This window comes from Plantactinospora sp. BC1, assembly GCF_003030345.1.
Classification (GTDB): domain Bacteria; phylum Actinomycetota; class Actinomycetes; order Mycobacteriales; family Micromonosporaceae; genus Plantactinospora.
Map to the genome: position 1 here is coordinate 4,238,159 of NZ_CP028158.1, position 24,581 is coordinate 4,262,739.

General features: G+C 71.2%; 20 protein-coding genes and 1 pseudogene. 13 read left to right on the forward strand and 8 right to left on the reverse strand.

Translation table 11 applies throughout. The annotated features are described in order from the left end of the window. Window positions 1-37: 37 nt before the first annotated feature. Entirely contained in the window at window positions 38-1,228 is a 1,191-nt protein-coding gene (locus C6361_RS18455) for a DUF418 domain-containing protein (protein ID WP_107268468.1), read from the forward strand. Here C6361_RS18455 and C6361_RS18460 read toward each other — a convergent pair whose 3' ends face one another. Next, window positions 1,229-1,660, reverse strand: a complete 432-nt coding sequence (locus C6361_RS18460; protein WP_107261991.1) for a helix-turn-helix domain-containing protein — start codon at window positions 1,658-1,660, stop codon at window positions 1,229-1,231. A 123-nt stretch (window positions 1,661-1,783) separates the two neighbouring features. On the opposite strand from C6361_RS18460, the gene C6361_RS18465 reads away from it, so the two are divergent. Genes C6361_RS18465 through C6361_RS18475 form a run of 3 tightly spaced genes read left to right on the forward strand, consistent with a single transcriptional unit; the run spans window position 1,784 to window position 3,844 of the window. Continuing rightward, the gene (locus C6361_RS18465; RefSeq protein ID WP_234358884.1) at window positions 1,784-3,271 is read left to right on the forward strand and encodes an MFS transporter; all 1,488 of its coding nucleotides are present in this window, start codon (window positions 1,784-1,786) and stop codon (window positions 3,269-3,271) included. After that, window positions 3,201-3,653, forward strand: a complete 453-nt coding sequence (locus C6361_RS39255; protein ID WP_369930017.1) for a Scr1 family TA system antitoxin-like transcriptional regulator — start codon at window positions 3,201-3,203, stop codon at window positions 3,651-3,653. Before C6361_RS18465 ends, C6361_RS39255 begins: the two co-directional genes overlap by 71 nt. Further along, window positions 3,650-3,844: a DUF397 domain-containing protein gene (locus C6361_RS18475; protein WP_369930019.1), complete on the forward strand. Its 195-nt coding sequence runs from the start codon at window positions 3,650-3,652 to the stop codon at window positions 3,842-3,844. The genes C6361_RS39255 and C6361_RS18475 overlap by 4 nt, the downstream gene beginning before the upstream one ends. Before the next feature lie 8 nt (window positions 3,845-3,852). Here C6361_RS18475 and C6361_RS18480 read toward each other — a convergent pair whose 3' ends face one another. Both C6361_RS18480 and C6361_RS18485 read right to left on the reverse strand, forming a co-directional pair. After that, window positions 3,853-4,329, reverse strand: coding sequence for a nuclear transport factor 2 family protein (locus C6361_RS18480; protein WP_107268471.1), 477 nt, complete (start codon window positions 4,327-4,329; stop codon window positions 3,853-3,855). Window positions 4,330-4,455: 126 nt separating this feature from the next. Further along, window positions 4,456-5,349, reverse strand: coding sequence for a LysR family transcriptional regulator (locus tag C6361_RS18485; RefSeq protein ID WP_107268472.1), 894 nt, complete (start codon window positions 5,347-5,349; stop codon window positions 4,456-4,458). Window positions 5,350-5,478: 129 nt separating this feature from the next. Here C6361_RS18485 and C6361_RS18490 point away from each other — a divergent pair, with 129 nt between their 5' ends. After that, window positions 5,479-6,099 carry a dihydrofolate reductase family protein gene (locus tag C6361_RS18490; protein WP_107268473.1) on the forward strand — a complete coding sequence of 207 codons (621 nt, stop codon included), beginning with the start codon at window positions 5,479-5,481 and terminating at the stop codon, window positions 6,097-6,099. A gap of 144 nt (window positions 6,100-6,243) precedes the next feature. Here C6361_RS18490 and C6361_RS18495 read toward each other — a convergent pair whose 3' ends face one another. Beyond that, on the reverse strand, window positions 6,244-7,464 hold the full coding sequence (locus tag C6361_RS18495) for a glycoside hydrolase family 16 protein (RefSeq protein WP_107268474.1): 1,221 nt from the start codon (window positions 7,462-7,464) through the stop codon (window positions 6,244-6,246). Between the two features lie 111 nt (window positions 7,465-7,575). Here C6361_RS18495 and C6361_RS18500 point away from each other — a divergent pair, with 111 nt between their 5' ends. Next, a complete protein-coding gene (locus C6361_RS18500; RefSeq protein ID WP_107268475.1) occupies window positions 7,576-8,244 on the forward strand; it encodes a HEAT repeat domain-containing protein in 669 nt (222 codons plus the stop codon). Window positions 8,245-8,250: 6 nt separating this feature from the next. Beyond that, a complete protein-coding gene (locus tag C6361_RS18505; protein WP_107268476.1) occupies window positions 8,251-9,252 on the forward strand; it encodes a MerR family transcriptional regulator in 1,002 nt (333 codons plus the stop codon). Between the two features lie 27 nt (window positions 9,253-9,279). Here C6361_RS18505 and C6361_RS18510 read toward each other — a convergent pair whose 3' ends face one another. Then, window positions 9,280-11,367 (reverse strand): S9 family peptidase, encoded by a 2,088-nt coding sequence (locus C6361_RS18510; RefSeq protein WP_107268477.1) that lies wholly within the window; start codon window positions 11,365-11,367, stop codon window positions 9,280-9,282. Window positions 11,368-11,447: 80 nt separating this feature from the next. Between C6361_RS18510 and C6361_RS18515 the strand changes: the two genes are divergently transcribed. Continuing rightward, a complete protein-coding gene (locus C6361_RS18515; protein ID WP_234359626.1) occupies window positions 11,448-12,983 on the forward strand; it encodes an FAD-binding oxidoreductase in 1,536 nt (511 codons plus the stop codon). 278 nt (window positions 12,984-13,261) lie between these two features. Here the strand turns inward: C6361_RS18515 and C6361_RS18520 are convergent. After that, a pseudogene (locus C6361_RS18520) lies at window positions 13,262-13,807 on the reverse strand (M23 family metallopeptidase); the annotation flags it as partial. A gap of 176 nt (window positions 13,808-13,983) precedes the next feature. Beyond that, window positions 13,984-16,089, reverse strand: coding sequence for a SpoIIE family protein phosphatase (locus C6361_RS18525; RefSeq protein ID WP_369930025.1), 2,106 nt, complete (start codon window positions 16,087-16,089; stop codon window positions 13,984-13,986). A gap of 343 nt (window positions 16,090-16,432) precedes the next feature. Here C6361_RS18525 and C6361_RS18530 point away from each other — a divergent pair, with 343 nt between their 5' ends. Both C6361_RS18530 and C6361_RS18535 read left to right on the forward strand, forming a co-directional pair. Next, a complete protein-coding gene (locus C6361_RS18530; protein WP_107262017.1) occupies window positions 16,433-20,812 on the forward strand; it encodes a HAMP domain-containing protein in 4,380 nt (1,459 codons plus the stop codon). A gap of 33 nt (window positions 20,813-20,845) precedes the next feature. Further along, window positions 20,846-21,400 (forward strand): two-component system response regulator, encoded by a 555-nt coding sequence (locus tag C6361_RS18535; protein WP_107262019.1) that lies wholly within the window; start codon window positions 20,846-20,848, stop codon window positions 21,398-21,400. A 49-nt stretch (window positions 21,401-21,449) separates the two neighbouring features. Here C6361_RS18535 and C6361_RS18540 read toward each other — a convergent pair whose 3' ends face one another. Continuing rightward, entirely contained in the window at window positions 21,450-21,785 is a 336-nt protein-coding gene (locus C6361_RS18540; RefSeq protein WP_107268481.1) for an STAS domain-containing protein, read from the reverse strand. A gap of 199 nt (window positions 21,786-21,984) precedes the next feature. On the opposite strand from C6361_RS18540, the gene hemL reads away from it, so the two are divergent. Genes hemL through C6361_RS18555 form a run of 3 tightly spaced genes read left to right on the forward strand, consistent with a single transcriptional unit; the run spans window position 21,985 to window position 24,571 of the window. Beyond that, window positions 21,985-23,322: a glutamate-1-semialdehyde 2,1-aminomutase gene (gene hemL, locus C6361_RS18545; protein ID WP_107268482.1), complete on the forward strand. Its 1,338-nt coding sequence runs from the start codon at window positions 21,985-21,987 to the stop codon at window positions 23,320-23,322. Between the two features lie 5 nt (window positions 23,323-23,327). Next, window positions 23,328-23,978 (forward strand): histidine phosphatase family protein, encoded by a 651-nt coding sequence (locus C6361_RS18550; RefSeq protein WP_107262025.1) that lies wholly within the window; start codon window positions 23,328-23,330, stop codon window positions 23,976-23,978. Then, a complete protein-coding gene (locus C6361_RS18555) occupies window positions 23,978-24,571 on the forward strand; it encodes a TlpA disulfide reductase family protein (RefSeq protein WP_107268483.1) in 594 nt (197 codons plus the stop codon). Before C6361_RS18550 ends, C6361_RS18555 begins: the two co-directional genes overlap by 1 nt. The last annotated feature ends 10 nt before the right edge of the window (window positions 24,572-24,581 follow it).

Here is a 24,581-nt window from a genome sequence, read left to right on the forward strand (position 1 = left end):
TCCTGACCGGGCGGCCCGGCGCTGGTGTGCTCGACTGGTGACCACAGCCACCGCCGTAACGGCCCCCCGGACCCGCATCCCCGACCTCGACGCACTGCGCGCCTTCGCGCTGCTCGGCATCCTCGTCGTCAACATCACCTTCGTGGCGACCGGCTACAGCCTGAACGTGACCGACCCGGCGTACGACTCGTGGCTGGACGACGCGGTGCGCTGGGCCAACCTCAGCTTCTTCGGGATGAAGTTCTACCTGCTCTTCTCGTTCATGTTCGGCTACAGCTTCGTGCTCCAGACGGAGGCGGCGGCGCGGGCCGGGGCGGCGTTCCGGCCCCGGATGGTACGCCGGCTGCTCGGCCTGTTCGCCCTCGGCGCGGTCAACGCGGTCTTCCTGATCAGCGGCGACATCCTCACCGTCTACGCGCTGCTCGGCGCGGTCCTGCTGGCGATGCGCGGGGTACGGGACCGTACGGCGCTGATCGTCGCCGCCGCGCTCTACGGCTATCTGCTGCTGAGCATCGGGTCGAGCATCCTCTTCCTGGACATGTCGAGCTACTTCGACCACGCGGGTCAGGTCGCCGCCGCACAGGAGTCGGCCGCCAACCTGGCCGGCGGGTTCGGCTCGGTGGTGCACGAGCACATCGCGATCCTGCCGCTCTACGCCCTCTCCCAGTTGACCGTGCAGGGTCCGACCACGCTGGCGATGTTCCTGCTCGGCATGGTCGCCGCCCGGCGGCGGGTACTGGTCGGGCTCACCGGCCGCGAGTCGTGGCTGCGGATCGTCCAGCTCGTCGGTTTCCCGGTCGGCATCGTCGGCGGCGCCGTCTACGCCTCGCTCGGCGGCAACGGCAACACCCTCGGGGTACTCGTGAGTGCGATGACGGCGCCGCTGCTGGCCGCCGCGTACGCCGCCACGCTGATCCGGGTGGTGCACAGCGAACGCGGCCGCTCGCTCGGTACGGCGTTGGCCCCGGCCGGCCGGATGGCGCTGTCGAACTACCTCGGCCAGTCGGTCGCCACGCTGCTGATTTTCACCGGTGTCGGCTTCGGCCTGGTGGGTCAGGTGTCCCCGCTGGAGATGATGCTCTTCGCGGTCGCGATCTTCGCCGGCCAGGTCGTGCTCAGCCGCTGGTGGCTGGCGCGGCACGGACACGGCCCGGCCGAGTGGCTGCTGCGCTGGCTCACCAACGCGGAACGCCCCGCCTGGCGGCGTCTGCCCCGGCCGGTCGGCTAGTCATCGCGTCGACGTCGCCGCGCGCTCGTCGTACCTGGTACGGGCGGCGGCGATCTCGTCCAGGTGGGATTCGGTCCAGTGCACCAGCGACTGGATCGTGTGGTGCAGGGTGACGCCGAGCGGGGTGAGCGCGTAGTCCACCCGGGGCGGTACGACCGGGTGGACGGTGCGCTGGACGAGTCCGTCGCGTTCGAGCTGGCGCAGTGTGACGGTGAGCATCCGTTGGCTGATTCCGTCGATCTCCCGGCGCAGTTCGGTGAAGCGCAGGCTCTGCCGGTCGAGCAGGGCGATGACCAGCAACGACCACTTGTCGGCGATCCGGTCGAGGATCTGGCGTACCTCGCAGTCCTCGCGCCCGTCCCACTGCCGGGCCGTGTAGTCGCCCTCGGTTCCCGTGCAGTAACCGGGTGACTTCGAAGTGCCTTCTTCCACGATGGTCAAGCCTGACCGACGATTTCCTTGGTTACAAGAGGGAACTGACCAGCCGGGTGGTAACCGAACGACGCGCCCCGGCCGTTCCCTCGCGCGGTCCCGCCTGTGCTGAGGAGCCGTTCCGTGTCCAGTCCACCGACAGTCCAGCAGTCCACCGGTACGCACCGGCCCGACGCGCGCACCTGGGGCGTGCTCGTGGTCATGTGCGGGGCGATCTTCCTGGAGGGCATCGACGTGGCGATGCTCAACGTCGCCCTGCCGTCGATCCGCGCCGACCTCGGCCTCTCCACCGGCACCCTGCAATGGGTGATGAGCGCCTACGTCCTCGGCTACGGCGGCTTCATGCTGCTCGGCGGTCGCGCCGCCGACCTCTACGGGCGGCGTCGGATGTTCCTCTGCTGGCTGCTCGTCTTCCTGCTCTTCTCCGGACTCGGCGGGCTGGCGACGCAGAGCTGGATGCTCGTGCTGGCCCGGTTCGTCACCGGCGTCGCCGCCGCGTTCATGACCCCCGCCGGACTCTCGATCATCACCACCAGCATCCCCGAGGGACCGCAGCGAAACCGCGCCCTGCTGGTCTACGCCGGGATCGCCTCCGGTGGGTACTCGCTCGGGCTCGTCGTCGGCGGCCTGCTGACTGCGATCGACTGGCGCTGGGTCTTCTTCGCCCCGGTACTCTTCGCGCTGGTCCTGCTGATCGCGGCGGTACCGCTGGTGCCGCGATCGCCCCGGCCCGCGCCGACCGGCCAGGGGGTCGACCTGGCCGGCGCGGTCACCGTGACCGCCGCGCTGCTGCTCTTCGTCCTGACCGTCGAGCGGGCCACCCACACCGGCGTCGCGCAGACCATCGGTACGGCCGCCGCGTCGTTGGCCCTGCTCGGCGCGTTCCTCACCATCGAGGCACGGTCCCGTACCCCGCTGGTCCGGCTCGGCATCCTCCGCTCCGCGGCACTGGTCCGGGCGAACGTCACCGGGCTGCTCTTCCTCGCCGCCTTCGCCGGCTTCCAGTTCATCGCCGTGCTCTATCTCCAGGAACTGCGCGGCTGGTCGACCCTGGAGACGAGTCTCGCCCTGCTGGCCGTCAGCGTGGACGTCGTACTCGCCCCGTTGCTGACACCCCGGCTGGTCGCCCGGTACGGCAATCCTCGGGTGATCCTCGGCGGCCTGCTCCTCGCCGCCGTCTCGTACGCGCTCTTCCTGCGGATCGGCCCGGAGACGACGTACCCGGCGATGTTTCCGACGGTGATCATCCTCGGCGTGGCGTTCGCGCTGGTCTACGGGCCGCTCACCATCGCCGCCACCGACGGGATCGCGGAGCGGGAACAGGGCCTGGCCGGCGGGCTGCTCTACACGTCGATCCAGTTCGGAACCGCCCTCGGCCTCTCCGTGGTGACCGCCGTCAACGTCGCCGCCACCGGCACCGACGGCGGCCCGGCAGCGATGCTCGACGGCTATCGGGCGGCCCTGCTGGTGCCGCTGGCCGCCGTCGTCGTCGCGGCCGTGGTCACCGCCTTCGGGGTACGCCGCCGCATCTCCTCCGGGGATGTCGAGCCGGGGGACGGGGCCGACCTGTCGACCGCCGTCGTCAGGGCGCCGGCGGAACCCGTCCGCTGACCTCCCGACGGGTACGGGTCAGCCTCGGTTTCGCGGCTGGCCCGTACCCGCTGCCGGTGACGGGCCTATATCCGCCGGATCGGAAGGCGGCCGGTCCGCCCGCCGGCACCACCCGGCGCGGCTTCGGTGGGCGCCGTCCACACCGCCGCACGTCGTGCCAGCGACGACCGGACTCTGGCTCGGGCAGTCCGGGCCGTTCGTGATCGCGTCCTTTGAGGAGGGTCCGGACGTCGCGTTCCTGGAGGACCACCTACAGGGGCGGGTGGTCACGGATCCCAGGGCGGTTGCCGCCCTACAGCGGTCGTGGGAGATTGTCAGGGCGGTAGCGCTGCCGCGTGACCTCTCTCGGGACCTGATTCTGAAGCTGGTGAACGAATTGTGAGTACCGAGCCGCGCTGGAGGAAGTCGAGCCGAAGCAACGCCGGCTCCGCCGAGTGCGTGCAGGTTGCCGACGATCTGGGCGGGGCGGTCGGCGTACGGGACTCGAAGGATCCGGACGGGCCGGTGCTGGCCTTCGCGCCCGGGGCGTGGCGGGCGTTCGTCGCTGGTGTACCGGGCCGACGACGGTGGTGACGCCGCGGCTAGCCGGCCGGGCCGCGTAGGTGGTGGCTGACGTCGCCGAGGAGATCCGTCCTGATCCACCGTTCCGTGAAGCGCCAACCGGCGTCGCGCCGCTCGAAGCGGTCCCGGCACCGTCCACTCGCCACCACCTGGAGCGGAAAGTCGGGTAGCGCCTGGAAGACCGTGACGTACGAGCTGGACTGGGCGCTGCCGGCCGCCTCGTCGACCTCTACGACGAGGTTGCTGGCCACATGCCTGGTACGCGGCGTCCCGTCGTCGTAGAGCACCAGCGTGTCGTGGACCAGCCGCTCGACCGCGTCCCGGCCGTCCAGGGGTGGGCCGCCGTCGAGGGTGACGCTGGCGTCCGCGACGAGGTCGGAGAGTCCGGCGAAGTCCCCGGTGTCCAGCAGTTCGTAGTACCGGGCGATCAGGTTCTCGATCGCCCGGTGGCTGGGCAGCTCGACGGGTGGGGCGTCGGCGAAGCGGTCGGTGTCCATCTGGCTGCCTCCGGGCAGGTGAAACGCCGGGCGGAGGTGGCCGGGGTCAACTCTACTGTCGGGTGCCGGGCTCGGCGGTGCGGAACTGGCAAGACCGGTGGGCGGGCCGGCTGGGCAGTTCGCCGATCACTGGGTCGCGGTCGTGCTCGATGTCGTCGGCGTGGCCGCTCCGGCGAGTGCGGCCAGTACGGCCGCGACGGCGGGCGGGTCGGGTGGTTCGCCGTAGGTGGCGGCGTGGATCTGGCGGCGGAAGCCGGTGAGTTCGCTGGCGTGGATGTCGGGCCGGCGATGGGCCTGGAGCGCGAGGCCGGGCAGGATCGCCACGCCTGTGCCGGCGGCGACGAGGGCTTGCACGACGACCATGTCGTCGCTGAGTGAGGCGATCCGGGGGGTGAAGCCCGCTCGCCGGCACGCGGCGGTCAGCTCCTCCTGGCACCGTGCGCACCCGCCGATCCAGGCGGAGTGGCGGTGGTTCGCGAGGCTGTCGTCGGGGCGCTGGCTGATGAGGTGGATGGGGTCGTCGGCGAGGTGGCGGAGGCGGAATCCGTCGTCCTCGACCGGGGCGTCGGCGTGTCGGAAGACGAGTGCGACATCGATCTCGCCGTGTCGCAGCATCTGCAACGCCTCGACCGGGTGGCGGTCGATCAGGCTCAGTTCGAGTCCCGGGTGCGCCTGGGCCAACGTGACGGCCGCCCTGGGCACGATTGTGCTCAACGCCGACGCGTCGGCTGCGGTCCGGGCGGGTCCGGCTGGCCGCCAGACCTGTGCGGCGAGTTCGCTGGTCGCCGCGTCGACCCGTCCCACGATCTCGGCGGCCCGGTTGGCCAGCAGCCACCCTTCCGGGGTCAACCGGATGCCACGACCGATCCGCTGCACGAGCCGGACGCCGATGGCCGCCTCCAGGCGGGACAGGTGGTGGCTCACCGACGGTTGGGAGTAGTGCAGCTCTCTCGCCGCTTCGGTCACCGACTCGTGCCGGGCCACCGCAGCCAGGACCTTGAGGTGGACCAGACTCAGCATTGATCAAAGATATCAATGAGTCTGCCACAGGATTGGCATTGGACGTCATGTCACGGCTGCTGAATGCTGATGTCCCGGACAGGAACCGCACCGCGAGGGCGACGCCAGGTCGCGCCAGGAGGACAGGCAATGACCGCACATATCGGCAAGGTGGTCTGCGGCATCACGATCTCGGCCGACGGGTACTCGGCCGGGCTCAACCAGACCGAGGAACGCCCGTTCGGCGAGGACGGCGGCGACGGCTGGGGCGACAAGCTGCACGCCTGGTTCACCGACGCGCCCGAGGAGAGCAGGGCCGAGATCGACCAGATGACCGCGGCCAAGGCGTTCATCATGGGCCGCAACATGTTCGGCCCCGTGCGTGGCGAGTGGGATCGGCAGTGGAACGGCTGGTGGGGCGAGAATCCGCCGTACCACGCACCGGTGTTCGTGCTCACCCACCACCCGCGCGAGCCGCAGCCGATGGAGGGCGGCACCACGTTCCACTTCGTCACCGACGGGATCGAGTCGGCACTGGCACAGGCGCGCGAAGCGGCCGGCGACGGCGAGGTCGCGATCATGGGCGGCGCGACGACCGTCAACCAGTACCTCGCCGCCGGCCTGATCGACGAGTTGCGGCTGCACATCGCGCCGCTCACGCTCGGCGCCGGTACGCGGCTGTTCGAGGGCGTCCCGCCGCTGAAACTGGAGCAGGTGACGTCACGGGCGACGAGCCTGGTCACGCACGTGACCTACCGCGTGCTCTCCTGAACTGGCGGGCGCACACCCCGCCTACCAGCGGTGCGACGGCGCGGCCGGTTCGGCAGGGCCGGAGAAACGGCGCCGGCCCCGCACCGGGGTTCGGTGCGGGGCCGGGGTCGCGGCGGGTCGGCGTTCCGCCGCGCGTCTGACTCGTCAGGCGCGTCGCCACTTCTGGTTCGCGCCGCCCGTGCACTCCCAGAGTTGCAGCTTGGCACCGTTGGCGGTGCTCCGGTCGCGTACGTCGACGCACTTGTTCGCCTGCGGGTTCACCAGGTCACCGGCCGCGCTCAACACGAACTGCTGGGCGGGGTTGCCGTTGCAGCCGACGATCTGGATGTTGGCGCCGTTGGCCGTCGAGCCGTTCGCCACGTCCATGCACTTGCCCATCGCCCGGACCGTGCCGCCGGTGAAGGTCCAGCTCTGCGCGGCGGTGCCGTTGCAGTCCCAGATCTGCAACTGGGTGCCGTCGGCCGGGTTGGCGCCGGGGATGTCGATGCACTTGTTGCCGATCCCGACGATCTGGTTGCCGGTGCCGGGGTTGCCGCCGCCACCGGTGTTCCAGGCCCAGACCCGGACGTAGTCGACCAGCATCTGCTGCGGGAACGTGGTGCTGGCGTCGGGGTAGCCCGGCCAGTGGCCGCCAACCGCGATGTTCATGATCATGAAGAACGGGTGGTCGTAGACCCAGCGGTTGCCGTTCAGGTCAGCCGGGGTCTTGCGGCCGTACTGGATGCCGTCGACGTACCAGGTGATCGAGTCCGGTGCCCAGTCCACGGTGAAGGTGTGGAAGGCGTCGGCGAACGCCTGGCCGCCGGGGAGCGTGTAGCGGGAGCTGATCGCGCTGCCGCCGGAGTAGCCGGGGCCGTGCAGCGTGCCGTACACGTTGCCGGGCTCCCGGCCGATGTTCTCCATGATGTCGATCTCGCCCTGGTCCGGCCAGGGCATGCCGCCGAGCATCCAGAACGCCGGCCAGATGCCCTGGCCGCGCGGCAGCTTCATCCGGGTCTCGAACCGGCCGTAGGTCTGGCTGAAGCGGTCCGCGGTGAGCAACCGGGCCGAGGTGTACTGGCAGCGGCCGTAGTGGCACTGGTAGTTGGCCGGGTTCTCCCGGCGGGCGGTGATCACCAGGTTGCCGTTGCCGTCGTGCGCGGCGTTGCTGGTGCTGTTGGTGTAGTACTGCTGCTCGTTGTTGCCCCAGCCGCTGCCGCCGATGTCGTACTTCCACTTGCTGCCGTCGGGCGGGGTGCCGGCTGCCGCGTTGAACTCGTCGCTCCAGGTGAGCGCGCCCGGCTCAGCGACGGCCGGGCTCGGTGGGGTTACCACCAGCGTCGTGGCCAGCAGGGCCAGGACGAGGGTGGCTCGGCGTGTACGCATGCAAATGTTTCTACGCCAGAGAGCGCTTTCTTGCAAGGTTGTTAACTGAAACGGCTCTGCTTGACCTTGACACAGTGCAAAGGTCTGCACTGTGTCAGGAGGTGGTCTGCGATGGCTGGGCCGGAGAAAGACGCGGAGACGGTTGGAGCCCTGCGAGGGCTGGAGCACAGCGACCCGTCGGTGCGGCTGCGGTCGGCGTTGGCGGTCGGCACGACCCCGGACCAGCGGCTCGTCGACAAGCTCATCGAACGATGCGCGACCGAGCCGGAATTCTACGTGCGGGAGATGCTCACCTGGGCACTGATCCGCCACCCAGCGTCAACAACGGTGCCGAAGCTTGTCGACGAACTCCGCTCGCGACGGGCACAGGCACGGAGCCAGGCGTTGCACACGCTGTCCAAGATCGGGGATCGGCGAGCGTGGCCAGCGATCACGCGGGACCTGCTGACCGATGCCGAGGACGAGGTGGCGCGGAGCGCCTGGCGAGCAGCGGTCGCGCTGGTGCCCGACGGCGAGGAACCCGAATTGGCCGCAGTGTTGGCCACCCAGCTCGGGCGCGGCAACCATGAGACGCAGTTGAGCCTCAGCCGGGCGCTGGTCTCACTCGGTGAGGTGATCACGCCGATCCTGCACGCGGCGACGACCGATCCCGATCCTCGGGTGCGTCAGCACGCGCTCGCCACGGAACGGCTGTTGCGCGACCCGGATGCCGGATTCGGGTTCGCGATCGAGGAGGCGAAGCGCATAGTGGCCCTCGGCACAACTCGCCAGGAAAGGTGACCGGCAGTGTTGATCGGTGAGGTGGCCCGACGGTCCGGGGTGAGCGCCCGCATGCTCAGGCATTACGAGTCACTCGGCCTGATCTCGCCCACGGGTCGTACCGGAACCGGTTACCGCGAGTACTCCAGCGAGGACATCCGGCGGATCTTCCATATCGAGAGCCTGCGGTCACTGGGCCTGTCGCTGCGTGACGTCAGGCGCGCGTTCGATGATCCCGACTTCGCGCCAGCGGAGCTCGTCAACGACCTCATCCGCCGGACGCAGGAACGTGTCGCGGCTGCGACGGAGCTGCTCACGCGACTCCAGCGAATCGGGGCAGCAGAACCCGCAGACTGGGCGGATGTGCTCCAGACCGTCGCACTCCTGCAGCAACTGGGGTCGGAGAGCGCCGGTACGCGCCTGCGTGCGGCGCTCTCCTCGATCCAAGAGGTTCCGGCGCCAGCGGAAGCACTGGCCGAGGCAGCACTGAGCGAGACGGACCCGAACGTCGTCGGAGCCCTTCGGTGGGCCCTGGCGCAATCTGGCGACGGCGGGTTGGCGCTGCTGGCACAGGGACTCGACTCATCAGTGGCTGAGGTGCGGAAACGCGCCGTTCAGACCATTGCGGAGATCCCGGACGGCGCCGCGACCGCACTGCTGCGCAACGCTCTCACCAACGCCGACATCGTGGTCCGCAGGTACGCCGCTCTGGCGCTCGGGGCACGTGGAGTGACCGATGCGGTTCCGACACTGCTGGAAATGATCGTCGATGCGGCGAACGACATCGACGCGGCCGACGCACTCAGCGCGCTGGCGACTGATCCTGCGTGGGCGGACCAGATCGCCAGCGGCCTGGTCCACCGCCTCGACCGCGCCACCGAGTCGGACACACGTCGACGGCTGACGCAGGCGCTCGCGGACATCCCGGGGATCACCGCCGCTCGGGCCCTCGCAGAACTGTCACATGACGAAGACCGTGCAGTCGCGCTCACCGCGACCTACATCCTCGAACTCCGCGACGCCCGATGACACCGACCGGTACGGCGTACAGCGGCGCTATGCCGTGACGCGCAGCCGGTCGAGGATCCAGGCCGCGACGAACGCCTCCTCGCGCCAGGAGTCGTAGCGCCCGCTCGGACCGCCGTGCCCGGCACCCATCTCCGTCTTGAGCAGGTACGACCCCTGCGGGGCGACCGCCCGGAGCCGGGCGATCCACTTCGCCGGCTCGTGGTAGAGCACCCGGGTGTCGTTCAGGCTGGTGACGGCGAGGATCGGCGGGTAGTCCTGCGCGGTGACGTTCTCGTACGGCGAATACGACTTCATGTACGCGTACACCTCGGGGTCGGCCAGCGGGTTGCCCCACTCCTCCCACTCGGTGACGGTCAGCGGCAGCGACGGGTCGAGGATCGAGTTGAGCGGGTCGACGAACGGCACCTGCGCGACGATCCCGGCGAAGGCGTCCGGGGCGATGTTGGCCACCGCGCCCATCAGCAGCCCGCCGGCCGAGCCGCCCCGGGCGACCAGCCGGTCCGCCGAGGTCCAACCGGCCTTGACCAGGTGTCGGGCGGTGGCCACGAAGTCGGTGAAGGTGTTCTTCTTGGCCAGCAGCTTGCCGGTCTCGTACCACCGGCGGCCCAGCTCGCCACCGCCGCGCACGTGCGCGATCGCGAAGACCACGCCCCGGTCCAGCAGGGAGAGCCGGGGGATCGAGAACCACGGGTCCATGCTGGCCTCGTAGGAGCCGTAGCCGTAGAGCACGCAGGGCGCCGAGCCGTCCCGGGGCGTGCCGACCCGGCAGACCAGCGAGATCGGCACCCGGGTCCCGTCGTCGGCCAGCGCCCAGTCCCGGTGCTGCTCGTAGTGCGCCGGGTCGAAGTCGCCGAGCACCGGCTTCCGCTTGCGCAGCACCATCTCCCGGGTGACCAGGTCGAAGTCGTAGACGGAGTCGGGGGTGGTCAGCGAGGCGTAGTGCAGCCGTACGCTGGTGGTCTGGTATTCGGGGTTGCTGTGCAGCCCGACGTCGTAGAGCGGCTCCGGAAAGTCGATGTCGTACGACTCGGTACTGCCGACCGGCAGCACCCGGATCCCGGTCAGCCCCGCCGTGCGCAGCGACACCACGATGTGGTTGGCGAAGGCGTCGACCGCCTCCAGTCGGGTACCGGGGGTGTGCTCGATCATCGGCACCCAGTCCCCGGGCGCGTCCGCCGAGGTGTACGCGAGCGCGAAGTCCTCCGCGCCGTCGTTGTGCAGGATCAGGAACCGGTGCCCGTGGTGCTCGATCGAGTATTCGATGCCCTGCCGCCGGGGCGCGATCACCGCCGGCTCGCCGGTCGGGTTGCTGGCCGGGATGACCCGGACCTCGCTGGTGACCTTGCTCTGCGAGTCGATGACGACGAAGTTCTCCGAGCGGGTCAGCCCGACGCCGACCCAGAACCGCTCGTCGTCCTCCTGGTAGACGATCTCGTCGGCGTCCGCCGACGTGCCGACGGTGTGCCGCCAGACCCGGTAGGGCCGCCAGCTCTCGTCGACGGTCAGATAGAACAATGTGGAGCCGTCGGCCGACCAGGCGCTGCCGTAGAACGTGTTCGGCACCTCGTCGGCGAGCACCTCGCCGGTGCTGAGGTCCTTGACCCGCAGCGTGAACCGCTCGTCACCGGCGAAGTCGGTGGAGTAGGCGAGCCAGCGCCCGTCCGGGCTGACGCCGTAGGTGCCGAGGGCGAAGAAGTCGTGCCCCTGCGCCAGCGCGTTGCCGTCGAGCAGGATCTCCTCGCCGGGCAGCGGCAAGCCGTCCTCCGGCATCGACGGGGTCGCCTCGCCGTCGCGTACCGCCCGGCGGCAGTGGATGCCGTACTGCTGGCCTTCGACCGTCCGGGTGTAGTACCAGTGGCCGTTCTTGCGGCTCGGCACCGATAGATCGGTTTCTTTGGTCCGCCGCTTCGTCTCGTTGAACAGCGTCTCCCGCAACAGACCGAGTCGGGCCGTGGTCTGCTCGGTGTAGGTGTTCTCCGCGGTCAGGTAGCCGATCGTGTCCGGGTCGTCCTTGTCGGCGAGCCAGGCGTACTCGTCGATCACCGTGTCGCCGTGGTGGGTGCGCTCGGTCGGCACCCGCTTGGCGACGGGGGCGGCGGTCGTCTCAGTGGTCACCCGGTCACGTTACCCGTCCCGACCGCTCCGACGGCGGCCGGTCCGAGCCGGACGTTGCCGAAAATTAGCACATGTGTACGATGACCAAGGTGGGGGAGATCTCGATAGAACGGCGCGGGGGCGCTGACATCGCACGGCGGCTGGCGGGCATCTGTGGTGCCCACTTCGCCCGGCCGGCGGGGGCGGCCGACGGCGTGGCCGGCACGGTGGCCCGCTGGGTCGCGGCGCCGGGCAACCCGGAGGCGGTCACCGAGGTGGTCCGGCTCGCCGCCGAACACGACCTCTCGGTGGTGCCCCGGGGGGCCGGCACCAAACTCGACTGGGGCATGCCCCCGTCGCAGGTCGACATCGTGCTGGACACCGGGCGACTCGCCGGGGTCTGGCAGCAGCCGGAGGACGAGCTGGTGGCCGAGATCGGTGCGGGCACGCCGGTCCGGGCCGCCGAGGCGATCCTGGAGCGGACCGGGCGTCGACTGCCGATCGACGTACCCTCGGTCGGCGCCACCCTGGGCGGCGTGGTCGCGGCGAACGAGAGCGGCCCGCTCCGGCACCTGCACGGCCGCCCCTGCGACCAGCTCGTCGGGGTCAGCTACGTCGACGCCTCGGGGGTGCTCGCGCACGCCCGGGCCGGCGCGGCCGGCGACTCCGGGGAGCGGTCCGGCCAGGTGCCGGCCGACCCCGACGTCGCCCGGCTGCTCTGCGGGTCGCAGGGCGCGCTCGGCGTGCTGGTCTCGGCGACCCTGCGGGTGCAGCCGATCCCGGCCAGCCGGGGTTGGGTGGTCCGTTCGGTCTGGACCCCGCTGGAGGTGCACGACCTGGTCCGGGCCGTCCTCGACGCCGAGCTGCGGCCGACCGCGATCGAGGTCGACCTGCCCGGCGGCCGCACGCAGGCGGCCGGGCGCGGCCCGCGGAGCCTCGGCTCCGGCGGGCACCTTCCGCCGGACGGTCCGGGTGCCACGGGGGCACCCGGCCCGTCCGGCCGGTCGTCGGCGCGAGGCTGGTTCGAGACGCCGGTCCGGCCCGGCGTTCCGGCCCGCCCCGTCGGCGGTTCCGGCGACCGGGCGGAACCCGGGTCGGGTCGGGCGGCCGGGCCGCGCGGTTGGTCCGGCGAGCCCGGCGCCGGCACCCTGGCCGTACTCCTCGAAGGCGGGCCGGCCGAGGTGGCCGAGCGGGCCGGCCGGTTGACGGCGCTGCTCGGCGGCGACGCCCGGGCGGTCGGCGCGGCACCCGGGTGGTGGCGCCGTTATCCGTTCCGGCCGGACGACGTCGCGCTGCGCATCGAGGTGCCGATCGGTGACCTGCACGCCGCCGTCTACGCGCTGCGGGACGCCGCCGGGGCGCCGGTGCCGGTACGCGGCTCGGCGGGGCTCGGTGTCGTGCACGCCGCGCTGCCGTCCGACTCGTCGCCGGAGCGGGTCGGCGCCATCCTCGACGGCGTACGGGCGGTGCTGCGCGCCCGCTCCGGCCGCTGCGTGGTGGTCGCCGCTCCGCCCCGGATCCGCGAGGCGGTGGACCTCTGGGGGGAACTGCCCGACCTTCCGCTGTTGCGCCGGGTCAAGGAGCGCTTCGATCCGGCCCGACGACTTGCCCCCGGGCGCTATCCGGGCGGCATCTGACCCCTGGGCGGGGGTGCGCCCGGCCCGGTCGGTGTGAACCGGCCGGGCCGGGCCTGGGGTCAGCAGTTCGGCACCCCGGGCAGTTGTGCGGCGGGATGGTCGATGTAGATGTTGGTCATGAAGCCGTTCTGGTCCCGCAACCGGGACCACCAGTTGTTGGTGTAGCCCTCGGCGCTCACCGTGTCGCCCTGCTTCTGACAGAGCACGTAGACCAGGGTGGGTCCGGCCAGTGTGGTGACCGTGGGTGCGGCGAGCCGGGCGTCGGAGCGTACCCGCACCCCGCTGCCCCAGGTCCAGAAGGCGGTGCCGCCACCGCACCCGTTGTCGCTGGTCAGATGCCGCTGGTTGTACGAGCCGGGATAGGGGGCGAGCGAGCCGCCGTTGATCACGATGGTCTGCCCGACCCCGTTGTAGAGCTGCTCGTAGTGGATGTGTGCCCCGGTCGAGTTGCCGGTGCTGCCGGTGGTGCCGATCTGCTGGCCCTGGCCGACCGTGGCCCCGTCGGCCACCGAGAACGCGGCGAGGTGGAAGTAGTACGTCGTCCAGCCGCCGCCGTGGTTGATCACGATGTAGTTGCCGGCGCCGCCGGCCTGGTAGTAGCGCCGGGCGGTGCCGCCGGCGGAGGCGAGCACCGGGGTGCCGGCGGTGGCGCCGCCGTCGGAGCGGACGAAGTCGAGCGCGAGGCGTACCTCGGCGCTGTGGTGGCTGTAGGTCCAGCGCTGTCCACAGGGGAACGGCGCCTTGAAGACCGGGGCGGCGTGTGCGGGGGTCGCCGCCACCAGTGTCGCGGCGAGCGTGGTGCAGACGGTTGCCGTCAGGACGATGAGTAACCGGATCGATCGCAAGGGTTCCGTCCTTCCCGAGCGGGGGTGGGGGAACGGCCGGCCTTTGCGTACGCAACGGAATGCTATCGAGCGGATCGGAACATGTAAATACTTACCCTAACGAATGTTCAGGCGTGAAGGTTTCCTTCAGTCCTGTGCCTCGGCGCGGATGGCGATCAGCCGACAGAGTCGTTGCGGAGTACCAGGATCGCGATGTCGTCCCGGGGCGACTCGACCGAAAAGTTGATCGCCGCCGCGCGCAGCCGGGCCGCCACCACGTCCGCCGAATAGCCGGCCAGCGGCGCCGCCGCGTCCCGCAGCCGCTCGGTGCCGAAGAGTTCCCGGCCGCGCCGCCGCTCGGTCACCCCGTCGGTGTAGAAGACCAGCGCGTCACCGGGGTCGAGCCGCACCTCGGCGACCGGCGAGGCGATCGAGTCGAGCAGGCCGAGCGCGGTACCCCCGGAACCCACGAACGACGCCCGCCCGTCGGCCCGGACCAGCACCGGCCGGTCGTGGCCGGCCAGGTAGAGCGAGACGGTGAGCCGGCCGGCCGGGTCCCGGTCCACGGCGGCCAGCGCGAGCGTGCAATATCGGCCGCCGCCCCGCTCCACCAGCGTGCCGTTGAGCCGGTCCAGCGCCTCCGGCAGCGGCTTGCCGTCACCGACCAGCACCCGGATCACGTCCCGGACCAGCCCGGTCACCGCCGCCGCCTGCACGCCCTTGCCGGAGACGTCCCCGACCACCACCAGCCAGCGGTCCTCGGCCAGCGGTACGACGTCGTAGAAGTCGCCGCCCACCTCGGCCGCGTCCCCGGTCGGCACGTACTCGGCGGCGAACCCGATGCCGTCCACCACCGGCAGCACCGGCGGCAGCAGCGACTGCTGGAGGGTCTGCGCCACCTTGCGCCGCTCGTCGTGGATCCGGGCGTTCTCGATGGCCAGCGCCGCCCGCCGGGCCACGTCCTCCAGCACGGCGATCTCGTCCGGATCGTGCCGGTGCCGCTGGTGCCGGCCGACCGCCAGGGTGCCGAGCCGCTGCCCCCGGGCGACCAGCGGGATGGCGAAACCGTCCATCGGAGCGCCGATCGGCACCTGCCCCTGGCTGCGCGACGCCTCGCGCAACCGGGACTGCACCGAGTCGGGACCGTCCTCGGAGAGCATCTTGTGCAGCTGCGGCAGCACCGCCTCGTCGGCGTGGGTGGCGGCGGCCAGCTTCAACCGCCCCCACTCGTCGGTGACGTGCACCGCGCACCACTGCCCGAGCCGGGGCACCACGAGCTGCGGGATCAGCGCCATCGTCAGCTCGACGTCGAGCGACTGGGCGAGCAGTTCGCTCGCCTCGGCGAGGAAGGTCAGCCAGGTCTGCCGGCGTACGTCGGCGCGGCGCAGCCGGTCGTTCTCCAGGTGCAGGGAGAGCCGCTCGGCGACGAGCGCGGCGAGCGGGCGGGCGTACCCGGAGGGCGCGGCGTCGAGTTCCAACTCCCCGGCGTACGGCCGGTGCACGGTCAACGGCACCCGGATCAGCTCGTCGCCGGGGCGGGGCTGCCGGCCGTACCTGGCGAGCAGTTGCCAGCCGGCGCCGTCGCCCCGGTCGAGGCGTACCGCACCGCCGGCCGCGCCGACCATGTCGCCGACCCGGACCAGCAGGTCGGCGGCGAAGGTGGGCAGCGGATCGTCGGCGTACGGGTCGGGGGCGGTCTGCATCAGCGCGCTCATCGCCCCGGCGGTCGGCGCGGACGGGCCGGGCGGGGCGCCGACGCCGCCGGCCATGCCGCCGACGACGCTGTGCGCCACCGTCTCCGCCGGGTGCTTCGTCGGGTCGGCCGGGCCCTTGCGGTCCAGCCGGAACCAGACGCCCTTGCCGGTGGCCTGGTGGGTGGTGCCCCACCGGCTGGCGAAGTGGTCGACCAGGAGCAGGCCCCGACCCCGCTCGGAGACCTGCGAGATGTCCGTCAGGTCGTTTCTGGGCCGGGCCGTCACGTCGTCGATCGGTCCGGCCGCGAAGTCCGAGACCGTCACCGTCAGGCCGGAGGAGTCCGCGACGACCTCGATGTCCAGTTCGGTGCGGGCGTGCTCGACCGCGTTGGTGGAGAGTTCCGTGGTGAGCAGCAGTGCCTCGTTGAGCAGTTCCTCGAGCGCCGCCTCGGCGAGTACCGACCGGACCAGGGCGCGCGCAGCCGCCGGGGTACGCCGGTCGGCGGGTAGCCGTACCCGGCGCAGTTGCTCGCCCGTGCCCCCGCTGTCCGTCCCGCCGGTGCCCGTGCCGCCCGCCTCCGCTGACACCCTTCGTATCCTCCAGCGATCCGAGATCCAGGCCACCCTATCCGGGGCCGGGCAGGTCCGCGCCCCGCTCATGCCGGGCAGGCGGTCGCCGCGGGACCGCGCTAGGCTGGACGCTGCCCTACTTGACCGTTCTGCCCGCTTTGCCGCCTGGTTGGTCCCGTCGGTCGCCACCCGCGACCTCCGGCGTGCGCCGAGGGTGGCACTGGATGGACGAAAGGCACAATGATGGTGTGGCCGCCGCCCGTACGGAACCGCGGGGGGTGCGGCGGAGCGGATGTGCCGACCACCTGGCGGCGCGGGCCGGCGGACCGGCCCACCTCCTTCGAAACCTGAGCGAGGAACGATGACCACGGCGAAACAGATCTCTGCCGAGGAGCGGTCCACCGCCGAGGACGCGGTGCTGCTCAGCGAGCTCGCCGAGGCGTTGCGGCGGGTCCGTCGCGGCGATCTGAAGGTACGGCTGCCGCGCCGGGCGGGTGTCGCGGGCGAAGTGGCCGACGCCTTCAACGAGGTGGTGTCGGTGCAGGAGCGGCAGCACCTGGACCTGCGCCGGATCAGCCGGATCGTCGGTCGGGACGGCCGGCTCACCGAGCGGCTGGACGAGGAGGGGCTGGACGGCGCCTGGGCCGAGGGGCAGCGGGCGATCAACTCGCTCATCGACGACCTCGGCCGGCCGACCACCGAGATCGCCCGGGTCATCGTGGCGGTGGCCGACGGCGACCTCTCCCAGCACATGGCGCTGGAGATCGACGGTCGCCCGCTGCGCGGTGAGTACCTCCGGATCGGCCGCACGGTCAACACCATGGTCGACCAGCTCTCGTCCTTCTCCAACGAGGTGACCCGGGTGGCCCGGGAGGTGGGCACCGAGGGTGAGCTGGGCGGTCAGGCCGACGTACGCGGTGTCGCCGGCACCTGGAAGGACCTCACCGACTCGGTGAACACCATGGCGTCGAACCTGACGTACCAGGTGCGGTCGATTTCCCAGGTGACCACGGCGATGGCCCGGGGCGACCTGTCGCAGAAGATCACCGTTTCCGCCAAGGGCGAGGTCGCCGAGCTGGCGCACACCATCAACGGGCTGACCGACACGCTGCGGCTCTTCGCCGAGCAGGTGACCCGGGTGGCCCGGGAGGTCGGCACCGAGGGCAAGCTCGGCGGTCAGGCGGACGTGCCGAACGTCGCCGGCACCTGGAAGGACCTCACCGACAGCGTCAACTCGATGGCGTCGAACCTGACCGCCCAGGTCCGGAACATCGCCCAGGTCTCGACGGCGGTGGCCCGGGGCGACCTGAGCCAGAAGATCACGGTGGCCGCACAGGGCGAGATCCTGGAGCTGAAGGACACCGTCAACACGATGGTGGATCAGCTCTCGTCCTTCGCCGACGAGGTGACCCGGGTGGCCCGGGAGGTCGGCATCGAGGGCAAGCTCGGCGGCCAGGCCCAGGTACGCGGCGTCTCCGGCACCTGGCGGGCGCTGACCGAGAACGTCAACCAGCTCGCCGGCAACCTCACCTCGCAGGTCCGGAACATCTCCCAGGTCTCCACCGCCGTCGCCAAGGGCGACCTGTCGCAGAAGATCACCGTGGACGCGCAGGGCGAGATCCTGGAGCTGAAGTCGACGGTGAACACGATGGTGGACCAGCTCTCGTCCTTCGCGGACGAGGTGACCCGGGTGGCCCGGGAGGTCGGCACCGAGGGCAAGCTCGGCGGTCAGGCCGAGGTGAAGGGGGTCTCCGGTACCTGGCGGGATCTCACCGACAACGTGAACTCGATGGCGTCGAACCTGACCGCCCAGGTCCGGAACATCGCCTCGGTCACCACGGCGGTGGCGAAGGGTGACCTGTCGCAGAAGATCACCGTCGACGCCCGGGGCGAGATCCTGGAGCTGAAGTCGACGGTGAACACGATGGTGGACCAGCTTTCGTCGTTCGCCGACGAGGTGACCCGGGTGGCCCGGGAGGTCGGCACCGAGGGCAAGCTCGGCGGCCAGGCCCAGGTACGCGGCGTGGCCGGCACCTGGCGGGACCTGACCGACAACGTGAACTCGATGGCGTCGAACCTGACCGCGCAGGTCCGGAACATCGCCCAGGTCTCGACGGCGGTGGCCCGGGGCGACCTGAGCCAGAAGATCACCGTGGACGCCCAGGGCGAGATCCTCGAACTCAAGCAGACCGTGAACACGATGGTGGACCAGCTCTCGTCGTTCGCCGACGAGGTGACCCGGGTGGCCCGGGAGGTCGGCACCGAGGGCAAGCTCGGCGGCCAGGCCCAGGTGAAGGGGGTCTCCGGTACCTGGCGGGACCTGACCGACAACGTGAACTCGATGGCGTCGAACCTGACCGCCCAGGTCCGCAACATCGCCTCGGTCACCACGGCGGTGGCCCGGGGCGACCTGTCGCAGAAGGTCACCGTCGACGCTCGGGGCGAGATCCTGGAGCTGAAGGGCACCGTCAACACGATGGTGGACCAGCTCTCGTCGTTCGCCCAGGAGCTGACCCGGGTCGGCCGCGAGGTCGGCGTCGAGGGCAAGCTCGGCGGTCAGGCCCAGGTCAAGGGCGTCTCCGGTACCTGGCGGGACATCACCGAGAACGTCAACCAGCTCGCCGCCACGCTGACCACCCAGCTCCGGGCGATCGCCCAGGTCTCCACGGCGGTGACCACCGGTGACCTGACCCAGCGGATCGCCGTACAGGCGCAGGGCGAGGTCGCGGAGCTGAAGGACAACATCAACCAGATGATCGTCACGCTCCGGGAGACCACCAAGAAGAACGCCGAGCAGGGCTGGCTCGACTCCAACCTGGCCCGGATCGGCGGCCTGCTCCAGGGGCAGCGCGACCTCGGCGAGGTCTGCCGCATGATCATGACCGAGGTGACCCCGCTGGTCGACGCGCAGCTCGGCGCCTTCTTCCTCGCCGACACCGACGAGGCGGTGATGCGGCTGCGGCTCACCGCGTCGTACGGCTACGTGGCCCGGCACCACGACGTCACGTTCGGCCCCGGTGAGGGGCTGGTCGGGCAGGCCGCGCTCTCCCGCCGGACGATCCGGGTCGGCGCCCCGCCGAACGGCAGCCTGACCGTCCGCTCCGGACTCGCCGCCACGCCGCCGGCCGACCTGGTCGTGCTGCCGGTGCTCTTCGAGGGGGAACTGCTCGGCGTCATCGAGTTCGCCAGCGTCTCGCCCTTCTCCGACCTGCACCTGGCCTTCCTGGAGCGGCTGGTCCTCACCATCGGCATCGCGGTGAACACCATCCAGGCCAACCGGCGTACCGAGGAACTGCTCTCGCAGTCCCAGCGGCTCGCCCACGAACTCCAGGAACAGTCCGCCGAACTCCAGCGCACCAACGCCGAGCTGGAGGACAAGGCGCAACTGCTCTCCGAGCAGAAGGGCAACATCGAGACCAAGAACCGGGAGATCGAACTGGCCCGGATCGGCCTGGAGGACAAGGCGCAGCAGTTGGCCCGGGCCTCGGCGTACAAGTCGGAGTTCCTGGCCAACATGAGCCACGAGCTGCGTACGCCGCTCAACTCGCTGCTGCTGCTGGCCCGGCTGCTCGCCGACAACTCGGAGAACAACCTCACCGAGAAGCAGATCGAGTTCGCCCGCACCATCCACAGTGCCGGCTCCGACCTGCTCTCGCTGATCGACGACATCCTCGACCTGTCCAAGATCGAGGCGGGTCGGATGGACGTCGAGCCGACCGAGGTGCGCTTCTCCGAGATCCGCAGCTACGTCGAGCAGGCGTTCGCGCCACAGGCCGAGGAGCAGGGCCTGGACTTCCAGGTACGCATCTCCAAGGAGCTGCCGGCGACCCTGGTCACCGACGCCCAGCGGTTGCAGCAGATCCTACGCAACCTGCTCTCCAACGCGGTCAAGTTCACCGACAACGGGGCGGTGACGCTGCGGATCGGTCCGGCGCCGGAAGGGGCGTTCTTCGACGTACCGGCGCTGGCGACCGCGCACCAGGTGGTGGCGTTCACCGTCATCGACACCGGCATCGGCATCTCGGACGACAAGCTCGGGCTGATTTTCGAGGCGTTCCAGCAGGCAGACGGGACCACCAGCCGGCGGTACGGCGGCACCGGGCTGGGGCTGTCGATCAGCCGCGACCTGGCCCGGCTGATCGGCGGCACGATCACGGTCTCGTCGGCACCGGGGCAGGGCTCGACGTTCACCCTCTTCGTACCGGACGTACTGGCGCCGGACGCGGTGGTCGCTCCGGTGCCGGTGCCCCCCATGCAGACGCCCCGGGGCGGGTTGCCGGCGATGCTGCGTGGCCAGAACGAGCCGGACCGGCCGATCACCCCGGCGGCCCGGCAGCTCGACGGCGCCACCGTACTGATCATCGACGACGACGTCCGCAACGTCTTCGCCCTGACCAGCGCGTTGGAGCTGCACGGCATGACGGTGCTCTACTCGGACAACGGGGTGGACGGGGTACGCCTGCTCGCCGAGCATCCGGAGGTGGACATCGTGCTGATGGACGCGATGATGCCCGACCAGGACGGTTACGAGACGACCCGGGCGATCCGCCGCAACCACCGCTTCACCGACCTGCCGGTGGTCTTCCTGACCGCCAAGGCGATGCCGGGGGACCGCGAGTCGGCGCTCGGTGCCGGTGCGAGCGACTACATCACCAAGCCGGTGGACCTGGACGAGTTGATCGAGCTGATGGCCTCCTGGGTCAACGGGGGCGGACGGGAGGTCGAGGGTGACCGCAGGTGATACGGGACTGATTCGCGGCGGGGGGACGATCGGGTGAGTGAGCTGGCCAAAGCCCTGCTGGTCGACGACCGGCGGGAGAACCTGATGGCGCTCGAGGCGATCCTCCAGGGGCTTCCCGTCCAGGCGGTCGCGGTGGAGAGTGGCGAGGCGGCGCTGAAGCAGCTCCTGGTGGAGGACTTCGCGGTGATCCTGCTGGACGCCCAGATGCCGGACATGGACGGCTTCGAGACCGCCAGCCACATCAAGCGGCGGGAGCGTACCCGGCACGTGCCGATCATCTTCCTCACCGCCGCCGACCGGGACGCCCAGCTCGCCCTGCGCGGGTACGCCGTCGGTGCGGTCGACTACCTGACCAAGCCGTTCGACCCCTGGGTACTCCGGGCGAAGGTCTCGGTCTTCGTCGAGCTGTGGGTGAAGACCCGGCAACTCGCCGCACAGTCCGAGCTGGTCCGGGAGCGGGACAACCAGTGGCGGACGATGACCGAGGCGGTGGACGACGCGGTGGCGCTGCTCCGCTCGGACGACCCGGAGGGTCGGGACCGGGCCGTGGAGCTGCTGGAGCAGGCGCGTTGGGGTGCGGTGGCCTGACCGGTGCGGCGCCCCCGCCCTGCGGCCCGGCGGTCAGCGGCCCGGTGGGTCAGCCGGTGGCCTGCTCGTTGCGGATCATCAGGGCGGAGCGCAGCCCGGTGATGTCCAGCACCCGGAGCAGGAATTCGCCGACGTTGGTCAGCACCAGCAGGCTCTGCGCGTGGCTGGCCTTGCGGCTGAGCACGACCAGGGTGCCGAGGCCCTGCGAGTCGCAGAACGTGACATCCGCCAGATCCAGCACGATTCGGGACGGTGCGTCGCTGAGCACCTCGTTGACGACGCTGGAGAGCCTGGCGGCGGTGAGCATGTCGATCTCGCCGGCGAGGGCCAGCGTCACCTCGTCGGTGCCGCGCTGCACGCCGATGGTCAGGTCCGCCCGGTTCACCCGATCAGCCTATCGCGACCTACCCGAACCGGCCTGTCGATGGCGATCCGCCCCGCCGTTCGGCGCGGGTACCGGCGCCGGGCGTGGCGCTGTCACCGGTGCCGGTGCGGTGGTCGGGTCGGCGTCCGGGCGTGACGTGGACGACGGCCCGAGGGGTGGGTGCCGGGCGCACAGGTACCGCTGACAGAATGGCGACACCGTGAGTGAGACGTACCCCGCCGGCCCCGGTCGCTATCCGGCCGCGGCACCGGCCTCCCAGGCCCTGTTCGACCGCGCCCGCACCCTCGTGCCGGGCGGGGTGAATTCTCCCGTGCGCGCATTCCTGGCCGTCGGCGGCACGCCGCGGTTCATGGCCAGGGGCGAGGGCGGGTGGCTCTTCGACGCGGACGGGCGACGCTACGTCGACCTGGTCTGCTCGTGGGGACCACTGATCCACGGGCACGCCCACCCCGAGGTGGTGGCGGCGGTGCAGGCCGCCGCCGCGTACGGGACCAGTTTCGGCGCACCGACCGAGGCGGAGGTCGAGCTGGCCGCCGAGATCGTCGCGCGTACCCCGGTCGAGCAGGTCCGGCTGGTCAACTCGGGGACCGAGGCGACGATGTCGGCGATCCGGCTGGCCCGGGGCTTCACCGGGCGGGGGCGGATCGTCAAGTTCGCCGGCTGCTACCACGGGCACGTCGACGCGCTGCTCGCCTCGGCCGGGTCCGGGGTCGCCACGCTCGGCCTGCCGGACTCGCCCGGGGTGACCGGTGCGGCGGCGAGCGAGACGGTGGTGCTGCCGTACAACGACGTGAGCGCGGTGGAGGCGGTCTTCGCGGCCCAGGGGTCGGAGATCGCGGCGGTCATCACCGAGGCCGCGCCGGGGAACATGGGCGTGGTGGCGCCACGGGACGGGTTCAACCAGGCGCTGGCCCGGATCGCGCACGCCCACGGCGCGCTGCTGATCGTCGACGAGGTGATGACCGGCTTCCGGGTCTCGGCGGGCGGCTGGGCCGGGCTCGACCCGGTCGACGCCGACCTCTACACCTTCGGCAAGGTGATGGGTGGCGGTCTGCCGGCGGCGGCGTTCGGCGGCCGGGCCGAGGTGATGGGGCGACTGGCTCCGGCCGGCCCGGTCTACCAGGCCGGCACGCTCTCCGGTAACCCGCTGGCCACCGCCGCCGGGTTGGCCTCGCTGCGGCTGGCGGACGCGGCGACGTACCAGCGGCTCGACTCCACGGCCGCCACCGTGGGCAAGCTGGCCAGCGACGCGCTGGCCGCCGCCGGGGTGCCGCACCGGCTCTCGTACGCCGGGAACATGTTCTCGGTCTTCTTCACCGACGCGGACGTCTACGACTACGACACTGCGCGGACCCAGGACGTCGCGGCGTTCCGGGCGTTCTTCCACGCGATGCTGGCCGGCGGGGTCTACCTGCCGCCCAGCTCCTTCGAGTCGTGGTTCGTGTCGACGGCGCTGGACGACGCCGCGCTGGAGCAGGTCGCGGCGGTGTTGCCGGTCGCGGCGCAGGCTGCGGCGGCGGCCGGTCACGGGGGGTAGGGAACGTGGGCAGCACAACGGTCGTGCACGTGCTCCGGCACGGTGAGGTGTACAACCCGGAGAAGATCCTCTACGGCCGGCTGCCCGGCTACCGCCTCTCCGAGTTGGGCGTGCAGATGGCGAAGGCGGCGGCCCAGGCGCTCGCCGAGCGGGACGTCACGCACGTGGTGGCGAGTCCGCTGGAGCGGGCCCAGCAGACGGCGGAGCCGATCGCGGCGCAGTTCGGGCTGCCGGTCGGGGTGGACGAGCGGCTGATCGAGAGCGCCAACTGGTTCGAGGGGAAGCGGGTCTCGCCGGGCGACGGCTCGTTCCGGGATCCGCGCAACTGGTGGGTGTTGCGGGATCCGGTCACCCCGTCCTGGGGCGAGGCGTACACGCTGATCGCCGAGCGGATGTTCGCGGCCCTGCACGCGGCCCGGATCGCCGCCGAGGGGCGGGAGGCGGTCTGCGTCTCGCACCAGCTTCCGATCTGGACCCTGCGCCGGTACGTCGAGCACAAGCGGCTCTGGCACGACCCGCGCAAGCGGCAGTGCGGGCTGGCCAGCCTGACCTCGTTCCACTTCGACGGCGCCAAGATCGTCGGTATCGGCTACACCGAGCCGGCCGCGCACCTGGTCGCCATGTCGCCGACCGCGCGGACGGCCAAGGGGGCATGATGAGCCGCCCCCGGCGGGTCGCCGGCCTCGGCGCGCTGCTCGCCGTCGCCGCGACGCTGGCGCTGACCGGCTGCTCGGGCGGCGACGGCGGGAGTGACTGGAAGGACGACTGCACGACGACGGACGGCATCGTCGAGTGCGCGCCGGAGCACCGCCCGGCGGCCCCGGCGGTCTCCGGCGAGCTGCTGGACGGCGGGACGTACGACCTGGCGCAGGAGCGCGGCCAGGTGGTGGTGGTCAACTTCTGGGGTTCCTGGTGCGCCCCGTGCCGCTCCGAGGCGGACGACCTGGAGGAGACCTACCAGGCGACCCGGGACCGGGGCGTACGTTTCCTCGGCATCAACATCCAGGACGGGCGGGACAAGGCGAAGGGCTTCGAGGCCGCCTTCAAGATCAGTTATCCGAGCCTCTTCGACCCGCCGAGCCGGCTGGCGCTGGCCTTCGACATCCCGCCGAACTCGATCCCGGCGACCATCGTCCTCGACCGGGAGAGCCGGATCGCCGTGGTGATCCGCTCCGGTGTCACCCGGGCCGGGCTGGAGCCGATCGTCGCCCGGGTCGCCGACGAGCAGCCGCCGGGCGGGCCGAACTGATGGCCGGGCG

Excerpts from the sequence above, each read along its gene's own strand:
- C6361_RS18515 (WP_234359626.1), top strand. The coding sequence starts at position 11,448 with ATGACCAAGGTGGGGGAGATCTCGATAGAACGGCGCGGGGGCGCTGAC.
- C6361_RS18485 (WP_107268472.1), bottom strand. The coding sequence starts at position 5,349 with ATGCTGAGTCTGGTCCACCTCAAGGTCCTGGCTGCGGTGGCCCGGCAC.
- C6361_RS39255 (WP_369930017.1), top strand. The coding sequence starts at position 3,201 with ATGTCGAGCCGGGGGACGGGGCCGACCTGTCGACCGCCGTCGTCAGGG.
- C6361_RS18500 (WP_107268475.1), top strand. The coding sequence starts at position 7,576 with ATGGCTGGGCCGGAGAAAGACGCGGAGACGGTTGGAGCCCTGCGAGGG.
- C6361_RS18480 (WP_107268471.1), bottom strand. The coding sequence starts at position 4,329 with ATGGACACCGACCGCTTCGCCGACGCCCCACCCGTCGAGCTGCCCAGC.
- C6361_RS18555 (WP_107268483.1), top strand. The coding sequence starts at position 23,978 with ATGAGCCGCCCCCGGCGGGTCGCCGGCCTCGGCGCGCTGCTCGCCGTC.
- C6361_RS18490 (WP_107268473.1), top strand. The coding sequence starts at position 5,479 with ATGACCGCACATATCGGCAAGGTGGTCTGCGGCATCACGATCTCGGCC.
- C6361_RS18530 (WP_107262017.1), top strand. The coding sequence starts at position 16,433 with ATGACCACGGCGAAACAGATCTCTGCCGAGGAGCGGTCCACCGCCGAG.
- C6361_RS18495 (WP_107268474.1), bottom strand. The coding sequence starts at position 7,464 with ATGCGTACACGCCGAGCCACCCTCGTCCTGGCCCTGCTGGCCACGACG.